The sequence below is a fragment of the Shewanella mangrovisoli genome (assembly GCF_019457635.1).
Taxonomy (GTDB): Bacteria; Pseudomonadota; Gammaproteobacteria; order Enterobacterales; family Shewanellaceae; genus Shewanella; species Shewanella mangrovisoli.
Genome location: NZ_CP080412.1, coordinates 3,442,967 through 3,463,677 on the forward strand (window position 1 = coordinate 3,442,967; position 20,711 = coordinate 3,463,677).

General features: G+C 47.9%; 21 protein-coding genes. 2 read left to right on the forward strand and 19 right to left on the reverse strand.

Annotated features, from left to right (window positions below; all coding sequences use genetic code 11):
- Positions 1 to 145 precede the first annotated feature (145 nt).
- The 9 genes from K0H60_RS15080 to ffh all read right to left on the reverse strand — a co-directional run bounded on the left by K0H60_RS15080 (position 146) and on the right by ffh (position 9,352).
- Positions 146 to 1,288, reverse strand: coding sequence for an FAD-binding oxidoreductase (locus tag K0H60_RS15080; protein WP_220056234.1), 1,143 nt, complete (start codon positions 1,286 to 1,288; stop codon positions 146 to 148).
- A 50-nt stretch (positions 1,289 to 1,338) separates the two neighbouring features.
- The gene (hcp, locus tag K0H60_RS15085) at positions 1,339 to 3,003 is read right to left on the reverse strand and encodes a hydroxylamine reductase (protein ID WP_220056235.1); all 1,665 of its coding nucleotides are present in this window, start codon (positions 3,001 to 3,003) and stop codon (positions 1,339 to 1,341) included.
- A gap of 216 nt (positions 3,004 to 3,219) precedes the next feature.
- Positions 3,220 to 4,359 carry a bifunctional chorismate mutase/prephenate dehydrogenase gene (gene tyrA / locus K0H60_RS15090; RefSeq protein ID WP_220056236.1) on the reverse strand — a complete coding sequence of 380 codons (1,140 nt, stop codon included), beginning with the start codon at positions 4,357 to 4,359 and terminating at the stop codon, positions 3,220 to 3,222.
- 62 nt (positions 4,360 to 4,421) lie between these two features.
- The gene (locus tag K0H60_RS15095) at positions 4,422 to 5,513 is read right to left on the reverse strand and encodes a 3-deoxy-7-phosphoheptulonate synthase (protein WP_220056237.1); all 1,092 of its coding nucleotides are present in this window, start codon (positions 5,511 to 5,513) and stop codon (positions 4,422 to 4,424) included.
- Between the two features lie 297 nt (positions 5,514 to 5,810).
- On the reverse strand, positions 5,811 to 6,164 hold the full coding sequence (gene rplS / locus K0H60_RS15100; RefSeq protein ID WP_006080791.1) for a 50S ribosomal protein L19: 354 nt from the start codon (positions 6,162 to 6,164) through the stop codon (positions 5,811 to 5,813).
- 34 nt (positions 6,165 to 6,198) lie between these two features.
- Positions 6,199 to 6,945 (reverse strand): tRNA (guanosine(37)-N1)-methyltransferase TrmD, encoded by a 747-nt coding sequence (gene trmD, locus K0H60_RS15105; protein WP_220056238.1) that lies wholly within the window; start codon positions 6,943 to 6,945, stop codon positions 6,199 to 6,201.
- A 15-nt stretch (positions 6,946 to 6,960) separates the two neighbouring features.
- A complete protein-coding gene (gene rimM, locus K0H60_RS15110; RefSeq protein ID WP_011717865.1) occupies positions 6,961 to 7,491 on the reverse strand; it encodes a ribosome maturation factor RimM in 531 nt (176 codons plus the stop codon).
- A 20-nt stretch (positions 7,492 to 7,511) separates the two neighbouring features.
- Positions 7,512 to 7,760: a 30S ribosomal protein S16 gene (gene rpsP, locus K0H60_RS15115; RefSeq protein WP_011071566.1), complete on the reverse strand. Its 249-nt coding sequence runs from the start codon at positions 7,758 to 7,760 to the stop codon at positions 7,512 to 7,514.
- A gap of 218 nt (positions 7,761 to 7,978) precedes the next feature.
- On the reverse strand, positions 7,979 to 9,352 hold the full coding sequence (gene ffh, locus K0H60_RS15120) for a signal recognition particle protein (protein ID WP_011623589.1): 1,374 nt from the start codon (positions 9,350 to 9,352) through the stop codon (positions 7,979 to 7,981).
- 288 nt (positions 9,353 to 9,640) lie between these two features.
- Here ffh and K0H60_RS15125 point away from each other — a divergent pair, with 288 nt between their 5' ends.
- Both K0H60_RS15125 and K0H60_RS15130 read left to right on the forward strand, forming a co-directional pair.
- Positions 9,641 to 10,429: a cytochrome C assembly family protein gene (locus K0H60_RS15125; RefSeq protein ID WP_011717866.1), complete on the forward strand. Its 789-nt coding sequence runs from the start codon at positions 9,641 to 9,643 to the stop codon at positions 10,427 to 10,429.
- 101 nt (positions 10,430 to 10,530) lie between these two features.
- Positions 10,531 to 11,802, forward strand: a complete 1,272-nt coding sequence (locus K0H60_RS15130) for an HlyC/CorC family transporter (protein WP_011717867.1) — start codon at positions 10,531 to 10,533, stop codon at positions 11,800 to 11,802.
- A gap of 61 nt (positions 11,803 to 11,863) precedes the next feature.
- On the opposite strand, the gene K0H60_RS15135 is transcribed toward K0H60_RS15130, so the two are convergent.
- From K0H60_RS15135 to K0H60_RS15180, 10 genes are all read right to left on the reverse strand, one after another.
- On the reverse strand, positions 11,864 to 12,400 hold the full coding sequence (locus tag K0H60_RS15135) for an Mpo1 family 2-hydroxy fatty acid dioxygenase (RefSeq protein WP_220056239.1): 537 nt from the start codon (positions 12,398 to 12,400) through the stop codon (positions 11,864 to 11,866).
- Positions 12,401 to 12,570: 170 nt separating this feature from the next.
- Positions 12,571 to 12,954, reverse strand: coding sequence for a holo-ACP synthase (acpS, locus tag K0H60_RS15140; protein WP_011623594.1), 384 nt, complete (start codon positions 12,952 to 12,954; stop codon positions 12,571 to 12,573).
- Complete coding sequence (pdxJ, locus tag K0H60_RS15145) at positions 12,954 to 13,691, reverse strand: pyridoxine 5'-phosphate synthase (protein ID WP_133178708.1); 738 nt, start codon at positions 13,689 to 13,691, stop codon at positions 12,954 to 12,956. The genes acpS and pdxJ overlap by 1 nt, the downstream gene beginning before the upstream one ends.
- 89 nt (positions 13,692 to 13,780) lie before the next feature.
- Positions 13,781 to 14,482, reverse strand: a complete 702-nt coding sequence (gene recO, locus K0H60_RS15150; RefSeq protein ID WP_220056240.1) for a DNA repair protein RecO — start codon at positions 14,480 to 14,482, stop codon at positions 13,781 to 13,783.
- A 49-nt stretch (positions 14,483 to 14,531) separates the two neighbouring features.
- Entirely contained in the window at positions 14,532 to 15,551 is a 1,020-nt protein-coding gene (gene era / locus K0H60_RS15155; protein ID WP_037427575.1) for a GTPase Era, read from the reverse strand.
- Positions 15,548 to 16,228 carry a ribonuclease III gene (gene rnc, locus K0H60_RS15160; RefSeq protein WP_011717872.1) on the reverse strand — a complete coding sequence of 227 codons (681 nt, stop codon included), beginning with the start codon at positions 16,226 to 16,228 and terminating at the stop codon, positions 15,548 to 15,550. The genes era and rnc overlap by 4 nt, the downstream gene beginning before the upstream one ends.
- A complete protein-coding gene (gene lepB / locus K0H60_RS15165) occupies positions 16,228 to 17,145 on the reverse strand; it encodes a signal peptidase I (protein ID WP_220056241.1) in 918 nt (305 codons plus the stop codon). Before lepB ends, rnc begins: the two co-directional genes overlap by 1 nt.
- Positions 17,146 to 17,324: 179 nt before the next feature.
- The gene (gene lepA / locus K0H60_RS15170) at positions 17,325 to 19,115 is read right to left on the reverse strand and encodes a translation elongation factor 4 (protein WP_220056242.1); all 1,791 of its coding nucleotides are present in this window, start codon (positions 19,113 to 19,115) and stop codon (positions 17,325 to 17,327) included.
- A 167-nt stretch (positions 19,116 to 19,282) separates the two neighbouring features.
- A complete protein-coding gene (locus K0H60_RS15175; RefSeq protein WP_220056243.1) occupies positions 19,283 to 19,756 on the reverse strand; it encodes a SoxR reducing system RseC family protein in 474 nt (157 codons plus the stop codon).
- Between the two features lie 11 nt (positions 19,757 to 19,767).
- Entirely contained in the window at positions 19,768 to 20,700 is a 933-nt protein-coding gene (locus tag K0H60_RS15180; protein ID WP_220053615.1) for a MucB/RseB C-terminal domain-containing protein, read from the reverse strand.
- Between the last annotated feature and the right edge of the window lie 11 nt (positions 20,701 to 20,711).

Below are 20,711 nucleotides of genomic sequence, written 5' to 3' on the forward strand. Positions count from 1 at the left end.
CGATGGGACTGGGCGTTACTCCGCCCTCGTCTTTAACCTTACGTTCTCGCAGACATAATCGCAACTAAGGCGCAAAAATATTTCCTCGCAAGATCTTTTAAACCACCGATTTTTTGAATCAACCTATGCCCTTCAAAGACTAATGTCAGGTCAAAGATAGCGTCACATCCGACTTGAGTTTAGTCGAGCAAGCTAACACATATCCGGCTTCGATTTCGTTAGGTGTTAAGGTCATGCTACTTGTGGACTCAGTCTCCCCTTCGAGCACTTGGCATTTGCACGCGCCGCATACGCCCGAACGACAGGCCGCAATAATAGGTAAGCCTTCGGCTTCAATCCCCTCGAGTAAAGTTTGCTCGGCCGTTAAAGCCCGCTTTTTATCACCAATGGATAACATAAAGCTGTTACTGCCACTAACAGGAGCTTCAGCCTGCATTTCGGCCTGTTTTACGCGGGATTGCGCCTCTTTCACCGCTGTGGCAAAACTCTCGTGATACAGCTGAGTCATATCGAAGTTAAGCTCAGCTAGAATCGTTTTGACCGCCTGCATATAAGGCTCTGGCCCGCACAAAAACACGGTTCGCTCGGCAAAATCGGGGACTAAATCTCGTAGATTATCGGCACTTAAACGGCCGACATCATGCAATACCGCCTCGGGATGCCAAGCCGTATCAGCGGTGACATCCTCCACAATATAACGCAGCTTAAAATCTCGATGGCGCGTAGCCATGGTCTCTAATGAGGTTTTAAAAATAATATCGGCCTGGGTACGAGCGCTGTGCACAAAGGCAATGTCAGCATTCATTTGGCTGTCGGTTAAATAACGCGACATCGAATACATGGGCGTGATCCCACAGCCTGCACTCAAAAATAGGTATTTTTTGGCTGGAATATCAAACAGATTAAACTGCCCTGTTGGCGGCAGGACTCGTACCGTTTGCCCCGGCTGTAAATGGTCAATCAAGTAATTCGACACCAGTCCGCCATCGACTCGCTTAATGGTTAACATTAAGGAATAGGGTCTCGAAGGGGTTGAGGACAAGGTGTAACTGCGGCAAGCCTGCTCACCGTTGATCTCGAGCACTAAGGTCATAAATTGCCCCGGCTTATAATCAAACTTCATCGGCTCACCCGCTTGAAAGCGAAAACTCACCACATCGGCAGTTTCGTTCCAGCGCTCCACACACACTAGCTGGCTAAAGCCCACAACACTTGCAGGCGCAGAAGATAAAACGGGACTTGGCATGATATTTTGCATAGTACTGATATTCATCGTCTTTGTATCCATAACACTGCAGCTTTAGCGCAAAGCCGCAGTGACTCCATGCATTAATCGGCCTAGGCCACGTTCAGCATGGTCTTCAGATCGGCTTCAACTGTGGTGGTGTTACGCAGGCCAAATTTTTCTTCCAAAATTTTGGCGAGATTGGCCGTTAAAAACGCCGGCGGCGTTGGGCCGGTACGGATGTTTTTCACCCCGAGAGATAACAGCGTCAGCAGCACGACAATGGCTTTTTGCTCAAACCATGAAAGCACGAGATTCAATGGTAATTCATTGATATCGCATTCAAAGATTTGTGATAGCGCGATAGCCAACTGGATAGCCGAATAGGCATCGTTACATTGGCCAATATCGAGCAAACGCGGAATACCGTTAATATCGCCAAATTCCAGCTTGTTGAATTTGTACTTACCACAACCTAAGGTCAGGATAACGGAATCCTTTGGCGCCGATTTCGCTAAATCGGTGAAATAACTCCGCTCCGACTTATCACCATCACAACCACCGACTAAGAAGAAGTGTTTGATAGAACCATTTTTCACGTTTTCCACCACAGTCGGTGCTGCGGCCATTAAAGCATTACGGGCAAAACCGATGGTGATATTGTGAGGGATTACATCGTATTGGAAGCCATCGAGCGCGAGCGCCTTGTCGATCACAACTGAAAAATCATCCCCAATTACATGGGTCACACCAGGCCAACCCACAATACTGCGGGTAAAGATACGGTCGCTGTATTGGCCCACATTCGGGTCGATAATACAGTTTGAGGTCATCACTACGGCGCCGGGGAAATTAGCGAATTCTTTTTGCTGGTTTTGCCAGGCACTGCCGTAGTTACCTACTAAGTGGGCATATTTTTTAAAGGCAGGATACGCAAGCGCGGGGAGCATTTCACCATGGGTATAAACATTAATGCCTTTGCCCGCCGTTTGCTCGAGGATAAGCTCTAAATCCTTCATATCATGGCCAGATACCAGAATCGCTTTGCCTTTAACGGCTTTAGTGTTGACGACAGTCGGTTCTGGATGACCAAAGGCTTCGGTCTCGCCCGCATCGAGCATCGCCATGATGCGGTAGTTCAGTTGACCAATATCCATGGCCGTGGTGAACAGTTTGTCAGCATCGACACTCGGCTCACCGAGAAACGCCATAATCTCATGGAAGCGACCAGCAATCTCAGCATCGGTTTTACCTAAAACACGGGCGTGCTCCATGTAAGCCGCCGCCCCTTTAAGGCCATATAAGCACAGTAGTCTCAGCCCAAGGATATCTTCGTGGACTTCATTTTTATCTTTATTGAGTAAGGCGACTGGTGCTTGAGACAACATTTCAGGCTTGCTGGTGCCCAACACAAATTGCGCCACCGGGGGGAGCGATTCAGCCTGTTTACCCGCAGCTTCACACGCCGCTTCATAGGCATTTTTTAAACTTTCACGGTACTCAGCCGCCTGCTTGGCATAGGCGATGATGCGTTCATCATCGAAGTTGACGTTGGTTAAGGTCGAGAAAAAAGCTTTAGGAACAAAGGTATCCACCTCAGGGTTAATGACGCCCAGTTCACGCGCCTTAGTCGCATACACTGAAACACCTTGCAGCATATAGATTAACAAGTCTTGCAGATCCGAGGTCGCGGCCAATTTGCCGCACATGCCTTGGGCATAGCTACAACCATTGCCAGCTGGGGTACGAATAGTTTGCTCACACTGAATACAAAACATGGATAGACTCCTAATTTAAATTCATGCTTTATTTTTGCATGTTTAAAATAAGTCTACCGAAACCGTAAATAAGCGATAGCCTTTTCTTGGCTCGAATGCGAAATCTTAGAGAGAGATCACCTTCAGCAATTGCTAATTAACACAATAACGCCCGCCTGAAAAACCTAAAAAAAATGCCCATCAAAGATGGGCATTTTATGGCTAACTTATTCATTATCAGTTTGTTTTCATATCACTGACCGATTGCAGCATCATGCGACTTTCACGCTGAAACTGCGGTGCAAAATCACCAAACCATTTTGCCACCGTTTGGAACTGGCTGATAAACGCGTCTCTATCGCCCCGTTTCAGTAGCTCTAATGCCTCTCGATAGTTATCCAAATAATCGCCAATCGCATGCTGGCTATCCTGCTGGGCAAAAATAATATCGGCATAGAGTTCTGGGCTTTGGGCAAACAAACGCCCGACCATAGCGAGCTCTAAGCGATAGATAGGTGAGCTAAATTGCAGCAGGGTTTCGATATCCGCTTCTTCTTTGCAAAGATTCAAGCCATACACAAAGGTTGAGAAGTGGCGCATCGCCTGTACCAGCTGCATCGCATTGTCGTGACGTTCAGGTTCAGCTTCGACAATCCGTGCGCCCCAAATCTCAATTTGTTCTAGCAGCCATTGGTATTTATCGGCTTCGCGGCCATGGCACACCACCACCACCTGTTTAGCCAAACTGCCGACATCCGGGCCAAACATAGGATGAAACCCGACAACGGGCCCTTTGTGAGCGGCCAACATGGCATTCATAGGTTCAGTCTTGATCGAGGTTAAGTCGGCTAAGATACATTCCTGCGGTAATTGGGTCAGTTTCTCACGGATAATGTCGCAGGTGATGGCGATAGGCACAGTCACCAATACTAATCCGGCGTCAGCAAATAAGGTTTCCGCTTGCTGCCAGTCGTCTTTATCCAGCACTTTGACCTGGTAACCCGAGAGCGACAGCATTTGTTGAAACAATCCACCAAGCTGACCCTTACCACCGACAATCACGACCGAGCCGAGATCGTTTTTCACTTGCTTAAAGCCGACATCCTTCTCGTTGAGATAGGATTCACGCATCAAGCGGCGCAAGATATCTTCAATCAGTTGCGGCGCAATGCCCATGGTTTTGGCTTCTTCGCGGCGTTTTGCCAACATTGCCGCTTCACGTTGCGGCGCATAAATCGGCAGGCCTGCGGCGTGTTTAACTGTGCCCACCTGCGCGACTAAATCTAAGCGTTTACGCAGTAAATGCAGCAATTGCTGGTCGACACCATCGATGAGTCCGCGAAGGTGTTCTAATTCAGTTGTGGTTTTTTCGTTCATCTTATCAGTCCACTACACACCTAAAGTCAGGTGTTTAAACATTCGGCTCTTAAGATTGACTCTTAAGCATTGGCCACTTTGAGCATATCGAAACGCGTTGCTAATACCGAAGATAACTTCGATGCGCCCGCACGTAAAACGCTTTCGGTCTTTTCCCAATTAATACAGGAGTCTGTCACAGAAACCCCATAGGCCAGTTCGCTCAATGGTTTATCACAACTTTGATTACCTTCATTTAAATGGCTTTCTAACATCACGCCGATGATGGACTTATTGCCGTTGTAGATTTGGTTAAATACATCTTCACACACTGGGACTTGCCTGGTGTAATCCTTAGAGGAATTACCGTGGCTGCAATCGATAATCAGGCGCGCATTGAGTTTGGCCTTATGTAACTGCGCCTCACATTCGGCGACGCTCTTAGCATCGTAGTTTGGCGCAGCGCCACCGCGGAGGATCACATGCCCATCTGGGTTACCCGCAGTTTGCAATAACGCGACTTGGCCCTGTTGGTTAATCCCCATAAATCTGTGGCTGCTGGCAGCCGATTTCAGCGCGTTAATCGCTACATCGAGCTTTCCGTCTGTGCCATTTTTAAAACCAACGGGCATAGATAAACCCGACGCCATTTCCCTGTGGGTTTGCGACTCAGTCGTGCGGGCACCAATGGCTGACCAAGTCACTAATTCTGAGATGTACTGCGGGCTGATAGGGTCGAGCGCTTCGGTTGCTACTGGCAGTTCGAGTTCGGCCAACCAGATCATCAACTCACGGGCCATCTTTAAGCCCTTCTCGACATCGAAGGACTCGTCCATATCAGGGTCGTTAATCATCCCCTTCCAACCCACTGTGGTACGTGGCTTCTCAAAGTAGACTCGCATCAAGATGTAAAACTCATCGCTAAGTTCATCGTGGAGTTTTTTAAGCTTTAAGGCGTATTCCTTGGCGGCATCAATATCATGGATAGAACAAGGTCCTGTAACGATAAGCACGCGGTTATCGCGCTTATGGACAATATCCGCCACGGTTTTGCGTGCATTGAGGATATAACGATACGCGTGCTCAGAGAGTGGCAGAGTCGCTTTTAGCTCCTGCGGTGTTATAAGAACTTTCTCTGAACTGATGTGTACGTTATTGATCGTATCCTGTTGCATGCTTACCACCTAAAACTGAAGTCATATCCCCATGTGATCAGGAGTCTGGATCTCAAACCGCTGCGGGGAAGAATAAATAGCCGAGGCCACCATGTAACATTGTAATGCTACACCATTACAATGAGCGACCAATATGCCTATTAATTGGCAGAAGATCAAGGAAGAATTTAATAAAATCGACACTTAACTCGAAACGCACTCGAAATGGCTAAAAAGACAAACTGCAGGCAACAAAAAACCGCCACAAGGGCGGTTTTCTGTGCGAACACTACGTCTTGTTTTCTGTAGCGAGTACTATTACTTAGTAGCCAGCTTTTCACGGATACGTGCAGATTTACCTGAACGATCACGTAAGTAGTACAGTTTGGCGCGACGAACGCGGCCACGACGCTTAACTTCAATGCTAGCGATCAGAGGGCTGTGCGTTTGGAATGCACGCTCAACACCTTCGCCATTAGAGATTTTACGTACTGTGAATGCAGAGTGCAGACCACGGTTACGTTTAGCAATTACAACGCCTTCGAAAGCCTGTAAACGCTCTTTATCACCTTCTTTAACACGAACCTGAACTACTACTGTATCACCAGCACCAAACGCAGGTACGTCTTGTTTCATTTGCTCATCGTTGAGCATTTTAATGATGTTGTTCATAACTTACTCCGTTCTAGAATTAACTGAGCTACGACTAAGCATTCTTGTCCATTGCTTCAACGAACTGCGCTAAAAGAGTCGATTGTTCGTCAGTCAGAGCTAGATTTTCAAATAATTCTGGCCGTCTTAGAAAAGTCCTACCAAGGCTTTGCTGCAAACGCCAGAGTCTAATTTGTTCGTGGTTGCCACTTAGCAGTACTGCGGGTACATCGAGTCCATCTAAGCTTTCAGGGCGCGTGTAATGAGGACAGTCCAGTAAACCGTCGGAGAAAGAATCTTGCTCCGCCGAAGCTTGTTTTCCTAGCACGCCAGGAACCAATCTCGATACTGCATCTATCAAGGTCATTGCAGGTAATTCGCCGCCCGAAAGCACGTAATCCCCAACCGACCATTCTTCATCCACTTCCGTTTGAATGATGCGCTCATCAATACCTTCGTACCGACCACACACCAAAATCAACCGGGATGATTCAGCCAACTCAGTGACGCCTCGCTGATCCAGCTTACGTCCTTGAGGTGACAAATAAATCACCTTCGCACCTTCACCTGCTGCGGCTTTCGCAGCATGGATGGCATCGCGCAAAGGTTGCACCATCATCAACATTCCGGGGCCACCGCCGTAAGGCCTGTCATCCACCGTACTGTGTCTATCATGGGTGAAATCGCGAGGATTCCACGTGTGCAACTCAAGCAGACCGTTTTTCACGGCACGACCCGTAACCCCAAAGTCTGTTACGGCACGGAACATGTCTGGGAACAGGGTGATAACCCCTAACCACATATGTTGTACCTCGACTTAAAAGTCAGGATCCCAATCCACTAAAATCTGTTTACCTTGGACATCCACCTTCAGGATGAATTGTCCTGGGACAAAGGGAAGCATACGTTCCACTTTGCCGAAGCTATCTTTGGCATTGGCTTTCACTAGCAGCACGTCGTTCGAACCGGTTTCCACGATTTGATCGACCACACCCATGTTATAGCCATTGGTATTAATCACTTCACAACCGATGAGGTCACGCCAGTAGAATTCATCTTCTGGCAAATCGTTCATCTGTTCTGGCAGGATACCGATTTCGCAATTGGTGAGCATTTGTGCTCTCTCCCGCGTGGTGACACCTTCAAGCTCAGCTACAACAGCCTTGCCTTGGTAACGCCACTGAATGACTTTTACTTCACGCCATTCACCATTTTCTTTAATAAGCCAAGGTGAATAGTCAAAGATACCTTCAACAGAATCGGTATAGGCGGTGATTTTCAGCCAACCTTTAATGCCATGACAGGAGCCTAATTTCCCCAGTACGACTGGCTGTTGGTTACTGCTCATCAATCTATACCTTAACGCTATTAAGCAGCTGCTTTAGCGTCTTTGATCAATTTTGCTACGCGATCAGTTGTCGCAGCGCCGTTCGCAACCCAGTGCTCAACGCGAGCTAGGTCTAAACGTAAAGTTTCTTCTTGGCCACGAGCCAATGGGTTGAAGAAACCAACACGCTCAATGAAACGACCGTCACGAGCGTTACGGCTGTCAGCAACAACGATGTTGTAAAATGGACGCTTTTTAGCGCCACCACGAGCTAAACGAATGGTAACCATGCGTTTTCAATCCTCTAATGATTTGCTTGAAGCAAAAATAAAAACTGGAACCCCGTGTTCGCGAAGAGTCCCAGATAGAAAGCCGGAAGATTTTACCTGACTTTTCAACGAATGCAACCAAATCTGGCGATTATTAAACCTGCCTTAGGATTGCCCGCTTCATTTCAAATAGAATCAACCAACTGATAAAACATCAACTTTGGTGAAAATCGCCAGAATTAACGGCCAGGAAATTTCATGCCGCCTGGCATCATGCCACGCATTCCGCGCATCATCTTCTGGATGCCGCCCTTGGCCGACATCTTTTTCATCATCTTTTGCATTTGGGTAAACTGTTTCAATAAACGGTTCACGTCTTGAATTTGCGTACCAGAACCCGCAGCGATACGGCGCTTACGTGAGCCCTTGATTAAATCAGGGTTTTTACGCTCTTTGGCCGTCATTGAGTTAATGATGGCTTCCATTTGACGGGTCATTTTACCGTCTTGGATTTGCGCTAGGGCATCCGGTGGCAATTGACCCACACCGGGCAGCTTTTCAATCATGCTCATCATGCCGCCCATGTTTTTCATCTGCTGTAGCTGCTCGCGAAAATCTTCGAGATCAAAACTTCCGCCCTGCTTCACTTTAGAAGCCAGCTTCATCGCCTTGTCTTTATCGACACCGCGCTCAACTTCTTCGATAAGCGATAATACATCGCCCATGCCGAGAATACGTGAGGCGATACGGTCGGGATGGAAAGGCTCTAGGGCATCGGTCTTCTCGCCAACACCGAGGAATTTAATCGGCTTGCCGGTAATGTGGCGAATTGATAATGCCGCACCACCACGCGCATCACCGTCGACCTTAGTTAAAATCACACCTGTGAGCGGCAGCGCTTCGTTAAAGGCTTTAGCCGTATTTGCCGCGTCTTGACCTGTCATGGCATCGACCACGAACAGTGTCTCAATCGGCTTAACCGCCGCGTGCAGCGCCTTGATCTCATCCATCATGGCTTCATCGACGTGCAGACGACCCGCGGTGTCGAGGATCACCACATCGATAAATTTAAGTTTGGCGTGGGCAATAGCCGCCTTGGCGATATCGATTGGCTTTTGGCTCACATCCGATGGGAAGAACTCCACATCGACTTCGGTCGCTAAGGTTTCTAGCTGTTTAATCGCCGCAGGGCGGTAAACGTCGGCACTGACGACTAATACCGATTTCTTATGGCGCGTACGCAGCAGCTTACCTAATTTGGCAACGCTGGTCGTTTTACCCGCACCTTGAAGGCCCGCCATCATCACCACCGCTGGCGGCTGAGTGGCTAAATCCAGAGCTTGGTTGGCCTCACCCATGGATTTTTCAAGTTCGCTTTGAACAATCTTAATAAAGGCTTGACCAGGACTTAAGCTTTTCGCCACTTCCTGACCAACGGCACGTTCTTTTACATTGTTAACGAATTCACGCACCACAGGCAGGGCAACATCGGCCTCCAGCAGCGCCATACGCACTTCGCGCAGGGTTTCCTTAACGTTTTCTTCGGTTAAGCGACCACGGCCACTGATATTTTTCAGCGTGCGTGACAGTCTGTCGGTTAGATTCTCAAACATCGTCCTGCTCTATACCTTTAGGATCTCGATTAATGGGCTGTATTATAACGATGCGGGCGCATTATGCTACTGCTATGCCCTACTTGCGTTAACTTCGGCAACTAACCTGCTTTAGGTCATATTTTGCGATTCGCCTACGACTATTTACGTCTAACAATAAGAATCTGCTAAATTTTGCAACTTATGTCACTGCCCATTTGCCGACAGCTCATGTTATTCTAGGCAAAATATTGATCTGTATGCCCCGTTTTCAAAGCACCATTAACAACACGAATAGGTTAATTACCCATGGTCATTTTTTCTGCCTCAGCCATGTTTTTTTATTGCATCGCATTGGTATTAGTGACAAGTCGACTGTTCCATCCTGAAGGCCCTAATCGCAAGGCCGTTGCCGGTGTCGCCGCCATCGCCGTGATTTTGCACGCTGCCGCCCTTTCTCAAGCGATTTTTACGACCGATGGACAAAACTTCAGCCTCACTAATGTGATCTCGTTAGTGAACTGGATCATCGCCTTCACCTTTACCGTGATGATGTTTAGGCTAAAAGTGATTGTGGTTGTGCCCGTGGTTTACGCCTGCTCTGTGCTCTCTGTGGCTCTACTCTGGTTATTACCGCCTAAGTTTATTACTCACTTTGAGCTGTATCCTGAGGTTTTGGCCCACGTTGTGCTCTCTCTTATGGCATACAGCGCCCTGATGATCGCCGCCCTGTATGCGATTCAGCTGGCGATGATCCAAAATAAACTCAAGAAGAAACAATTAATGCTAAGCCCAGGCATTCCGCCGCTGATGACGGTAGAAAAACAGCTCTATCATCTTGTGATTATTGGGGTGATTTTACTGAGTTTATCCCTCGCCACTGGTTTTATCTTCCTCGATGATATGTTTGCCGATGGCAAAGGCCATAAGGCGATTCTGTCTATCATCGCGTGGTTTGTGTATATCGCCATGCTGTGGCAGCAGTATTGGGTTGGCTGTAAAATTCGCACCGCGGTCATTTACACCTTAACCGGCGCGACCTTGTTATCCTTAGCTTATTTTGGCGCTCGGATTGTCAAAGAGTTAATTCTTAGTTAATAATTCCAAGTCAGCTTAGGCGCTTATTCCCTAAGCTGACTTGACACCCCGTTTATTTCTCGGTATCAACTTAACCTTATCGGCCTGATTGGAGCCTATTTTTGGACGCTATATCGACAAGCGCACTCCTCATTTTCTTACTAGTGCTTATCCTTTGTTCTGCCTACTTTTCAGGTTCTGAAACCGCCATGATGACCCTTAACCGCTATCGGTTAAGGCATCTCGCCTCAAACGGCCATAAAGGTGCCATTCGCGCCCTCAAGTTGCTCGAACGTCCAGACCGCTTAATTGGCTTGATTCTGATTGGTAATAACCTCGTTAATATTCTCGCCTCCGCCATTGCGACCATTATTGGGATGCGCCTTTGGGGCGATTTAGGCGTCGCGGTCGCCACTGGGGTGCTGACCTTAGTCGTATTAGTCTTTGCCGAAGTCACCCCCAAAACTATCGCCGCCTTGAACCCTGAACGCATTGCCTTCCCATCGAGTATTTTACTCATTGGTCTATCAACCATTTTTGCCTATGTCGTCACCAGCGTGAACTGGATAACCACAGGCATACTACGTCTCTTTGGCATCAAAACCATCAGCAGCAGCGATGCACTGAGCCAAGAAGAGTTAAGGACGGTTGTACATGAGGCTGGCGCCTTGATCCCCCAACGCCACCAAGAGATGCTGTTATCGATTCTCGATTTAGAAAAAGTGACCGTTGAAGACATCATGGTGCCGCGCTCGGATATCTATGCGATTAACGTCAACGATGATTTTAAGTTTATCAATCGCCAAGTGATCCAAAGCCCGCATACTCGAGTGTTGGTATACCGAGATACCATTGACGATGCTGTTGGTTTTATTCATCTGCGTGACGCACTGCGCCTACAATCAAAAGAGCAGTTCAGTAAATCCTCATTGCTACGTGCGGTAAAAGAACTCTACTTTATTCCCGAAGGTACGCCGCTCAATGTGCAATTAGCTAACTTTCAGCACAATAAAGAGCGCATCGGCCTAGTGGTCGATGAATACGGTGATATTCAAGGATTGGTGACACTCGAAGATATTCTCGAAGAAATTGTCGGCGACTTCACCACCTCTATGCTGGCCACGCCGAGTGAAGATATTACTGCCCAGCAGGATGGAAGTTACTTAGTCGATGCCAGTATCACTATCCGTGATTTGAATAAAGAAATGAAATGGGATTTCCCAACCGATGGCCCTAAAACCCTCAATGGCTTGATCTTAGAGTATTTAGAGGATATTCCCGCCGAGAACACTAGCCTTCGCCTAGCGGGTTACCCATTAGAAGTGATTGAAGTCGCGGATAATATGGTCAAAACAGTGCGAATCATTCCACAGCATTATCAGTCGCCACGCTAACATTCCCATAAAAATCGGCTGGTTCCAAACGGAATCAGCCGATTTCCTCTCCCCCAAGAAATTATTTAACGCTTTGCGTCTTTAGACGAGCTTCGAGTGCCCGGCGCTTCTCGATAGCGATAGGTGTAATCTCGGCATCTAACTCCTTTTCTAACCCCAAGACAAAATATACTTCGGCCATTAAGAAGAACGGGCCAATTAATAGTTGGTTTAAATCGTCCACAAAAGCGGGTTTGGCCTTCTCGTATTGATGGCCAATCAACTGAAAAATCCATCCCACGATAAATACCGATATAGCCAACCAGAAGGCGTTGGGAGAATCAGCCATTAGCTCAGTCGTATATACGACGGGGGCGATAAATAAAGCTAGGCCAATCGCTAACTTCGCATGTAAGCGAAAGTAATAAACCAACACACCAGCCCCCAAAATCACACCTAAACTCACATCACCCACGCTGCCAAGTGGAATACGGATAGTCGCTAGTAATAGGAAAGCAGACCATATAATCAATGGAATACCAACGAAATGGGTAAGTATATTACGCTGATTTAAATGCACACTCTTATAGGTTGATAGCTGCTCTACGGCGGATTTCATCTGGGGCTCCTTTTGCTGTGTCCCTGCAAACTTGTGTCTAAATACCACTTTTGACCTAACCTAGCCCAAAAATGCGAGACTGAACAGTAAAAAGTAACAAAAATGTTGCTAGGTACTTTGAGGCAATAAAAAAGGGAGCTAAAGCTCCCTTTATAGTAACGGGTAATAGATTAGCGAGATTCGAGGATAACCGTCGCAATAGCGTAGGATTTTTCATCCGCGATTGAAATGTGCCCGACCACGCCGTTGAGCAAAGCTAAACGCTGCTGCGCCCCTTGTGTAAAATCAATCGTCGGCGCGCCATCGGGTGTATTCCCAATGTGGATATGCTGAAAAGACACCCCTCGACCAATCCCCGTCCCCAAGGCTTTAGCTGCAGCCTCTTTGGCGGCAAAGCGTTTAGCCAAATAGCGACTCGGTTGGCTATGCTGTTGATAGATATCAAACTCAGCCTCTGTCAGTACACGTTTAGCCAGCTTATCGCCGGAACGTGCCACATGGGCCGTGATACGCTCGATTTCAACTATGTCAGTGCCAAGCCCAACGATTGCCATTATTCGCCTCGACGACCTTCTAACATCAGCGCTTTCATGTCTTTAACCGCTGTCGCTAAGCCATCAATGGCCGCACGCGCGACAATGGCATGGCCAATATTCAGTTCATACAGCTCTGGGATCGCCGCAATCGGCTTAACATTGTGGTAATGCAGCCCATGGCCCGCATTCACGACTAAGCCTTTGCCGTGGGCGTATTTCGCCATTTCGCTGATACGCGCAAGCTCCTTGGCTTCTTCTTCAGCGGTTTTAGCGTCGGCATAGCAACCGGTATGGATTTCGATAAGTGGCGCGCCAGAGGCGACAGCGGCATCGATTTGCGTCTTATCGGCATCGATAAACAGTGACACTTGGATACCATTGGCGGCTAAACGGCTTACCGCGGCAGTGATTTTATCTAGTTGACCAGCCACGTCTAAACCACCTTCAGTCGTCACTTCTTGGCGTTTTTCAGGGACTAAGCAAACATAGGTCGGTTTGACTTCGCAGGCGATGTTGAGCATTTCTTCTGTCACGGCACACTCAAAGTTCATCCGCGTCTTTAAGGTTTTCGCCAGCAAATATACATCGCGGTCGATAATATGACGTCTGTCTTCCCGTAAATGAATCGTGATACCGTCGGCACCCGCATGCTCGGCAACCGCCGCCGCATGGACAGGATCGGGATAACTGGTGCCGCGAGCCTGACGCAGGGTCGCAATATGGTCGATATTAACACCCAATAAGATACGGCTCATCGGGAACTCCTTTATGTTTGTAAGGCTAGAATTAACGCTGATTTGCGCCCTATTGTACTGGGACAGACAGTAAAAAACAGGAGCTAGGACTAATTATTCCCATCTCTATTTGAGGCTATCGCTTGAATAAATAGCTGCCGACTCACCAGCGGCTTATTTCCGAGCAAGGGTTGCAGCATAGACCGCATCAATCGTTTAGCCTCTAAAAACTGCTCTTGCAACAATTGATTATCGTTAAGTGCAGTTAACATCGCGCCTTGATAGGTATGCTTTGCCCTGCTGTTCAACACAAATTGAAAACCCAGTTCTGGCACGAGCTGATAGTAATGTTCAGGGATCAGCGGTTCGCCCTGAGTATCGCGGATAAGGGATGGCATAGCTCCGAGTTCCCGCAAGAGGGCCAGCTCAAGGTAGCGCAGCTTCGACTCGCAAAACTGCGCCGCGAGCCCGACCAAGGCTTGATGGTAGATGAGGAATAACGCCTCGGCATTATGGTGAACCGACAGAGTACGCATCAGCAACTCATTGATATACATGCCAGCATACAGGCTATAACCCGATAAAGGCACGGCTGGCGCGGCCGCTTCAATTTGGCTGATGTTTTTGAGTTCAGACTTACCGCTAAATTCAAAAATCAGCGGCTGAAAGGGTTGGAGGATACTTTTGATGGAGCGTTTACCGCTCCCAACTCGCGCGACGGCATCGACACGACCAATACCGTCAACCAAGAGATTGACCAGCGCGCTAGATTCCCGGTAAGGGCGATGATGCAAAACATAACCCCGTTTCATCGGTCTGCGCGCTCGTTCATGGTAAGGCTCGGCCTATCATCAGTAACGATTAATCGTCACCGTAGCCTAAGCTTCGCAGGGCGCGTTCATCATCGGCCCAACCGGATTTGACCTTCACCCACACTTCGAGGAACACTTTGTTATCAAACAAGGTTTCCATATCGAGGCGCGCTTGCGTGGCTATGGTACGAATGCGTTCGCCTTTGCTACCAATCACCATCCGTTTTTGGCCTTCACGCTCGACCAAGATCAGGGCGTTGATTTGATAAACGCCGTTTTCCATCATCTTAAACTGCTCGATTTCAACCGTCGCATCGTAGGGCAATTCATCACCTAAAAAGCGCATCAGTTTTTCACGGACAATTTCAGAGGCCATAAAACGCTGCGAACGGTCGGTCACATAATCTTCTGGAAAGAAGAAGGGATTCTCGGGCAGAGACTCTGCCGCCATATCTAAAATGCGCTTAACGTTGGTGCCCTTACTGGCCGAAATCGGCAGGATCTCATCGAAGGGGTACTTCTTGGCCACTTCTTCCAAATAAGGGAAAAGGGCTTCTTTGTCTTTGATATTATCAACTTTGTTGATGGCTAAAACGGTTTTACGCTCTTCACCGCCACGGCGAAGTTTGCTTAATACCATCTCATCATCGGCGGTCCATGTCATACCATCGACCACAAAAATCACCATAGACACATCGGCAAGCGAGCTCGCCGCCGCACGGTTCATCAAACGGTTAATCGCACGCTGCTCTTCAATATGCAGACCCGGTGTGTCGATAAACACGATTTGACGCGGGCCATCGGTATGGATCCCCATGATGCGATGACGCGTCGTTTGCGGCTTTTTCGAGGTAATACTGATCTTTTGCCCAAGCAAACGGTTCAGCAGGGTCGATTTCCCCACGTTAGGGCGCCCAATAATGGCCACCATGCCACAGTAGGTCACATCATAGTGAACAGACGGCGCCGCCGCGCTCGCTGCATTCATCCTTGCCAGTAATTCATCTAAGCTCGGCTCATTGCTCGCGTTAGCGGCATCGACAGCTGGCAAGTCTGTTTTCTTGGTCATTTCTTCAGTAACTCCAATACTTGAGCCGCGGCAATCTGCTCAGCTTTACGGCGCGAACTCGCTACGCCAATCACGCTTTCGCTCAAGTCATCTATACGACATTCAACGGTGAATGTTTGATCGTGGGCATCGCCTTCTATATTGATTACTTGGTAATCGGGTAGCGGCTTCTTTAACCCTTGTAAATATTCTTGCAGTAAGGTTTTAGCGTCTTTTTGATTCACGCCGGGTTGGATCTCGGCCAAACGCTCAGCGTACCAATGCAGTAATAGCTTACGGCACACTTCGAGATCGGAATCTAAGTAGATTGCGCCGATAATCGCCTCGACCGCATCGGCCAAGATGGACTCACGTCTAAAACCACCGCTCTTTAACTCGCCGGGGCCTAAGAATAAATAATCCCCAAGCTTAAAGGCCTTAGCAATCAAGGTGAGCGTATCACCACGCACTAAGGTCGCGCGCATCCGGCTCAAGTCACCCTCAGTCGCCTTAGGAAACTGATGGTATAAGGCGTCAGAAATCACAATCGATAAAATCGAATCGCCTAAAAACTCTAAACGCTCGTTGTGCTTATTTGCCGCACTTCTGTGGGTCAATGCTTGGGTGAGGAGATCAATATTCTTGAACTCATAACCCAAAGTACGACACAAACGTGGCAAATTTTTAATCGGTTCCATTAGTGAATTCCACCTACTCGTTCAAAACGCACGCCACTTGGCACCCAAGTTGGCAGGAAGTCGGCTTTAGAACGGTCAAACTCAAAACTAATCCAGATAGCGACCGCTTTACCCACAAGATTCTCTTCAGGGACAAAGCCCCAGAAACGGCTGTCGGTACTGTTATCGCGGTTGTCACCCATCGCAAAATAATGGCCTTCTGGCACAAGGAACTCACCCGCTGGTAAATTTCCTTCACGCTTGAAGTATCCCAACATATCGGGGCGGCTTGGATTGATTAAAATATCGTGAGCCACTTCACCGAGTTGCTCTTTAAAACGAATTAATGGCACACCATCTTGGCTGAAATCACCACGGCTGATTTCGGTACGCGCCACCAGTTCTGGCTCAGGGCAATGGGTTTGCTCAGCGCCACAGGCCTTTTGGAGCATCAACTGCTTGTTGCGGTAGATAATCCGATCGCCCGGTAAACCTACCACGCGCTTGATGTAGTCAATCTGAGGGTTCTCAGGATATTTAAACACAATTACATCGCCACGTTTCGGCTCGCCCGTTTCAATCAGTTTAGTGCGCCATACGGGATCTTTTAGGCCATAGCTAAACTTTTCCACCAGAATAAAGTCACCCACTAACAGGGTTGGCATCATAGAGCCTGAGGGAATTTGGAATGGTTCGTAAATAAACGAGCGCAGGATCAACACGAAGGCAATCACAGGGAAGATGGAGTGCGCGGTTTCAACCACTGTGGGTTCGCGGATGATGTTATACTCGGCTTCCTCGGTTAAATTAGCCTGCGAAGCCTTGGCTAAGGCTAAGCTTTCGCGGCGTTTAGGCGCAAATACCAGCACATCGATTAACCAGATCAGCCCTGAAATCAGGGTGACTAGCACTAAAATAATGGAAAAATAGGCTGCCATTGCTTATTGAACTCCTGCCTTGAAATGTAAAGATCCAAACTCAGCGACTATTGTATTTCGACTCGCGAACTTTAGTTAACTTACCGTATTTCTAAAAAAACACCACAAAACATACGATAAGCTAAGTAAAGCGCCGCAAACTGCGGCGCAATAATAGCTAAATTGTGTTATCTCGAGTGTTACTCGTTTAGCTTAAGTACCGCTAAGAACGCCTCTTGCGGCACCTCAACGTTACCCACTTGTTTCATCCGTTTCTTACCCTCTTTTTGTTTATTCAAGAGTTTCTTCTTACGGGAAACGTCACCACCGTAACACTTAGCCGTTACGTCTTTACGTAAGGCTTTTACGGTAGAACGGGCAATAATTTGGCTGCCAACAGCGGCTTGAATCGCGATATCAAACATCTGACGTGGGATCAGCTCTTTCATCTTCTCAACCAACGCCAAACCACGGTGACGAATGTTTGAACGGTGAATAATCATCGCCAATGCGTCAACACGGTCGCCGTTGATTAAGATGTCTAAGCGCACCATGTCCGCAGGATCAGAGCGGATGAAGTTGTATTCTAACGATGCATAACCACGGCTGGTTGATTTTAAGCGGTCGAAGAAGTCCATCACCACTTCTGCCATCGGCAGATGGTAAGTCACGGCCACTTGATTACCGTGGTAAACCATGTTCACTTGGGTACCGCGTTTTTCAATACACAGGGTAATCACGTTACCTAAGTATTCTTTTGGCACCAGAATGTTAGCTTCAACGATAGGCTCACGCATCTCTTCGATGTTGTTAATCGCCGGCAAGTCCGCTGGGTTATCAACATAGATGGTTTCACCACTGGTCAACAGCACCTCATACACTACGGTAGGCGCCGTCGTAATAAGGTCAAGATCGTATTCACGCTCTAAACGCTCTTGAATGATTTCCATGTGGAGCAGGCCTAAATAGCCAATACGGAAACCAAAACCCAGGGCTGATGAACTTTCAGGCTCGAAGAATAATGACGCATCGTTGAGGCTGAGTTTGTTCAGCGCATCGCGGAAGTTTTCATATTCATCGGTCGAAATTGGGAACACACCAGCGTAAACCTGAGGCTTCACTTTCTTAAAGCCGGGTAATGGCTTTTCAGCGCCATGCTTAGCCAGCGTCAAGGTATCACCCACTGGTGCACCATGAATTTCTTTAATACCCGCAATAACGAAACCTACTTCACCGGTTTTCAGTTCGGTTTTATCGGTTTGTTTAGGCGTGAAAATACCGACGCGGTCTGCGGTGTGGTTTTGTCCGGTAGACATCACCTTAAACTTGTCACCTTTCTTCAACACGCCGTTTTTAATACGTACGAGAGAAACAACGCCTAAGTAGCTATCAAACCAAGAGTCGATGATCAGCGCTTGTAACGGCGCCTCTGGGTCGCCTTCTGGCGGCGGAATTTGATCAACGATGACTTCTAATACTTCGTCAATACCCACGCCGGTTTTGGCCGAGCAACGCACAGCGTTCATCGCATCGATACCCACGATGTCTTCAATCTCAGCGGCTACGCGCTCAGGATCGGCTTGGGGTAAGTCGATTTTGTTCAAGATAGGTACCACGTCCAGATTCATATCCAGCGCGGTGTAACAGTTAGCGAGCGTCTGCGCTTCAACGCCTTGACCCGCATCCACCACGAGCAGCGCGCCCTCACAGGCGGCTAATGAACGAGATACTTCATAGGAAAAGTCAACGTGGCCTGGGGTATCAATAAAGTTAAGTTGGTAAGTTTCGCCATTTTTGGCTTTGTATTCCAACGTGACGCTCTGGGCCTTAATCGTGATACCGCGCTCACGCTCTAGATCCATAGAATCAAGAACTTGCGCATCCATTTCACGGTCGCTTAACCCGCCACAAACCTGAATAAGACGATCTGATAGCGTCGATTTACCATGGTCGATATGGGCAATAATTGAGAAGTTTCTAATGTGTTTCATTATGCTGCTATGACTAATACTGAAAAATGGATACGGTTCAAAGGTGCGAAATTGTACCTGATTGCGGTTTCAATACCAATCAGATTCACTCATCCTTCTCTTTAAGTCGGAAAATGTGGCTCTCAGCGGAAGTTTATTGCCAGATTAAAATCAATAACAACATGAAATTAAACGGGTAATTTTTCTAAACTGATCCCTGAGCCTAAATAAGCCAAAATGACAGGTTGCGAATCGACTTCGAGTTGTTTTGCCTTGTGCTTTCCAAAGAACCAAGCGGCTATAGCGCCTAAGGCAGCAAAAGCTATCGCACTGAGATCCGAATTGATTTCAAACAAACCTGCGAAAAACTGGCCAAATACGGCGCCAGCAAATAATCCGAGCAGCGGCATCAAATAAACTAAGGCCGCCGCTTTCAGGATCACGCTCTCTGGTAAACCGAGTTTTAGCAGTTCACCAACCTCGCAGGTTCGTTCACTTTGAATGGAGAATTGCTGTGTCTTTGCCGAAAAAGCCTGAGCCACCGCCGACGTACCGCAAGACTCGCTACTGCTGCAGCTCTTACAGGTACTTTTAAGCTCTACCTCGACGGTCAGCCAACCTTGATTATCGCAGGCGACAACCCGCGCCACTTCTTCCATCATGATAAGAGGCCTTATTCTAACATCAGACTTTTCGCGATACGGGCCAAGGTTTCGGTTGGCACTTTACCCACGGCAACCACTTCGGCATTACCCACTTTTTCAGAGACCAAAGACAAGCCATTACGAGTGATTAACTCTTCGGGTAAAGGCGTCGAGCCAGCCCGTGCAACATAGATAGAAATATTAGCTAAGCCATCGGTTAACGCAATATATTCAACCGCCTCGTGACTGCCAATTAAGCGGTGGTGATCACGCACTACCACGCTAAATCCAGCTGGTAACCAAGAAAACTGCCAGTTTTGTCCATCTTGGCGTTCAGCTTGGTCGATAACCGCTGGCCACTCTTGCTTATAGGCTTCCTGCAGAATCGATGGCGGCTCATTTAGCTCAATCAGCTCAATCACCATCAGCTGTTCAAGTAACTGTTTATCTTGAGTCAGCATGTCGTATCTCAGCGGCAGATAGGTGTCCATATCCAGCCAAATTTGGAAACCGTAACGGTACTCATCATTTGGTAATAAACGGATCATTTGGCCGGGACGTCCCGCAATACGCGTACGACCACCGAGTACAAACTGATACCCCACTTCTAAGTCACTCATCTTTGACGAGAAAGCCGCAGGCCACACGCCCTGAATATGATTAGAAAGGATGCTATAGGCGGGTTGATCGTGTTCGATAAAGGTGACTCGGTTTCCCACTCTAACCGCATTTTTTGGTGGGCCATTGAGGTACTCAAGAAACGCAACTTCTTGATTATTCACCTTACCGTGAAGATAAACCAAAGGCCGAATATGGTCGGCCTGAAGTTGTATAATCGATGCTTTAAACTCTTTCTCTTTTAAAGCCTGGCTCATTTTCTCAAGCCAGACTTTGGCAGGCATATCTTCCTGCGCCACTGCAGGGAATACCAAGGCTAACAAAGCCAACAGGATTAGACGCAAGCTAACTCCTT

Excerpts from the sequence above, each read along its gene's own strand:
- recO (WP_220056240.1), bottom strand. The coding sequence starts at position 14,482 with ATGAAACGGGGTTATGTTTTGCATCATCGCCCTTACCGGGAATCTAGC.
- pdxJ (WP_133178708.1), bottom strand. The coding sequence starts at position 13,691 with ATGAGCCGTATCTTATTGGGTGTTAATATCGACCATATTGCGACCCTG.
- K0H60_RS15125 (WP_011717866.1), top strand. The coding sequence starts at position 9,641 with ATGGTCATTTTTTCTGCCTCAGCCATGTTTTTTTATTGCATCGCATTG.
- hcp (WP_220056235.1), bottom strand. The coding sequence starts at position 3,003 with ATGTTTTGTATTCAGTGTGAGCAAACTATTCGTACCCCAGCTGGCAAT.
- ffh (WP_011623589.1), bottom strand. The coding sequence starts at position 9,352 with ATGTTTGAGAATCTAACCGACAGACTGTCACGCACGCTGAAAAATATC.
- acpS (WP_011623594.1), bottom strand. The coding sequence starts at position 12,954 with ATGGCAATCGTTGGGCTTGGCACTGACATAGTTGAAATCGAGCGTATC.
- lepA (WP_220056242.1), bottom strand. The coding sequence starts at position 19,115 with ATGAAACACATTAGAAACTTCTCAATTATTGCCCATATCGACCATGGT.
- era (WP_037427575.1), bottom strand. The coding sequence starts at position 15,551 with ATGACCAAGAAAACAGACTTGCCAGCTGTCGATGCCGCTAACGCGAGC.
- lepB (WP_220056241.1), bottom strand. The coding sequence starts at position 17,145 with ATGGCAGCCTATTTTTCCATTATTTTAGTGCTAGTCACCCTGATTTCA.
- K0H60_RS15095 (WP_220056237.1), bottom strand. The coding sequence starts at position 5,513 with ATGCAACAGGATACGATCAATAACGTACACATCAGTTCAGAGAAAGTT.
- rimM (WP_011717865.1), bottom strand. The coding sequence starts at position 7,491 with ATGAGCAGTAACCAACAGCCAGTCGTACTGGGGAAATTAGGCTCCTGT.
- rplS (WP_006080791.1), bottom strand. The coding sequence starts at position 6,164 with ATGAACAACATCATTAAAATGCTCAACGATGAGCAAATGAAACAAGAC.
- tyrA (WP_220056236.1), bottom strand. The coding sequence starts at position 4,359 with ATGAACGAAAAAACCACAACTGAATTAGAACACCTTCGCGGACTCATC.
- K0H60_RS15135 (WP_220056239.1), bottom strand. The coding sequence starts at position 12,400 with ATGAAATCCGCCGTAGAGCAGCTATCAACCTATAAGAGTGTGCATTTA.
- rpsP (WP_011071566.1), bottom strand. The coding sequence starts at position 7,760 with ATGGTTACCATTCGTTTAGCTCGTGGTGGCGCTAAAAAGCGTCCATTT.
- trmD (WP_220056238.1), bottom strand. The coding sequence starts at position 6,945 with ATGTGGTTAGGGGTTATCACCCTGTTCCCAGACATGTTCCGTGCCGTA.
- rnc (WP_011717872.1), bottom strand. The coding sequence starts at position 16,228 with ATGGAACCGATTAAAAATTTGCCACGTTTGTGTCGTACTTTGGGTTAT.
- K0H60_RS15080 (WP_220056234.1), bottom strand. The coding sequence starts at position 1,288 with ATGGATACAAAGACGATGAATATCAGTACTATGCAAAATATCATGCCA.
- K0H60_RS15175 (WP_220056243.1), bottom strand. The coding sequence starts at position 19,756 with ATGATGGAAGAAGTGGCGCGGGTTGTCGCCTGCGATAATCAAGGTTGG.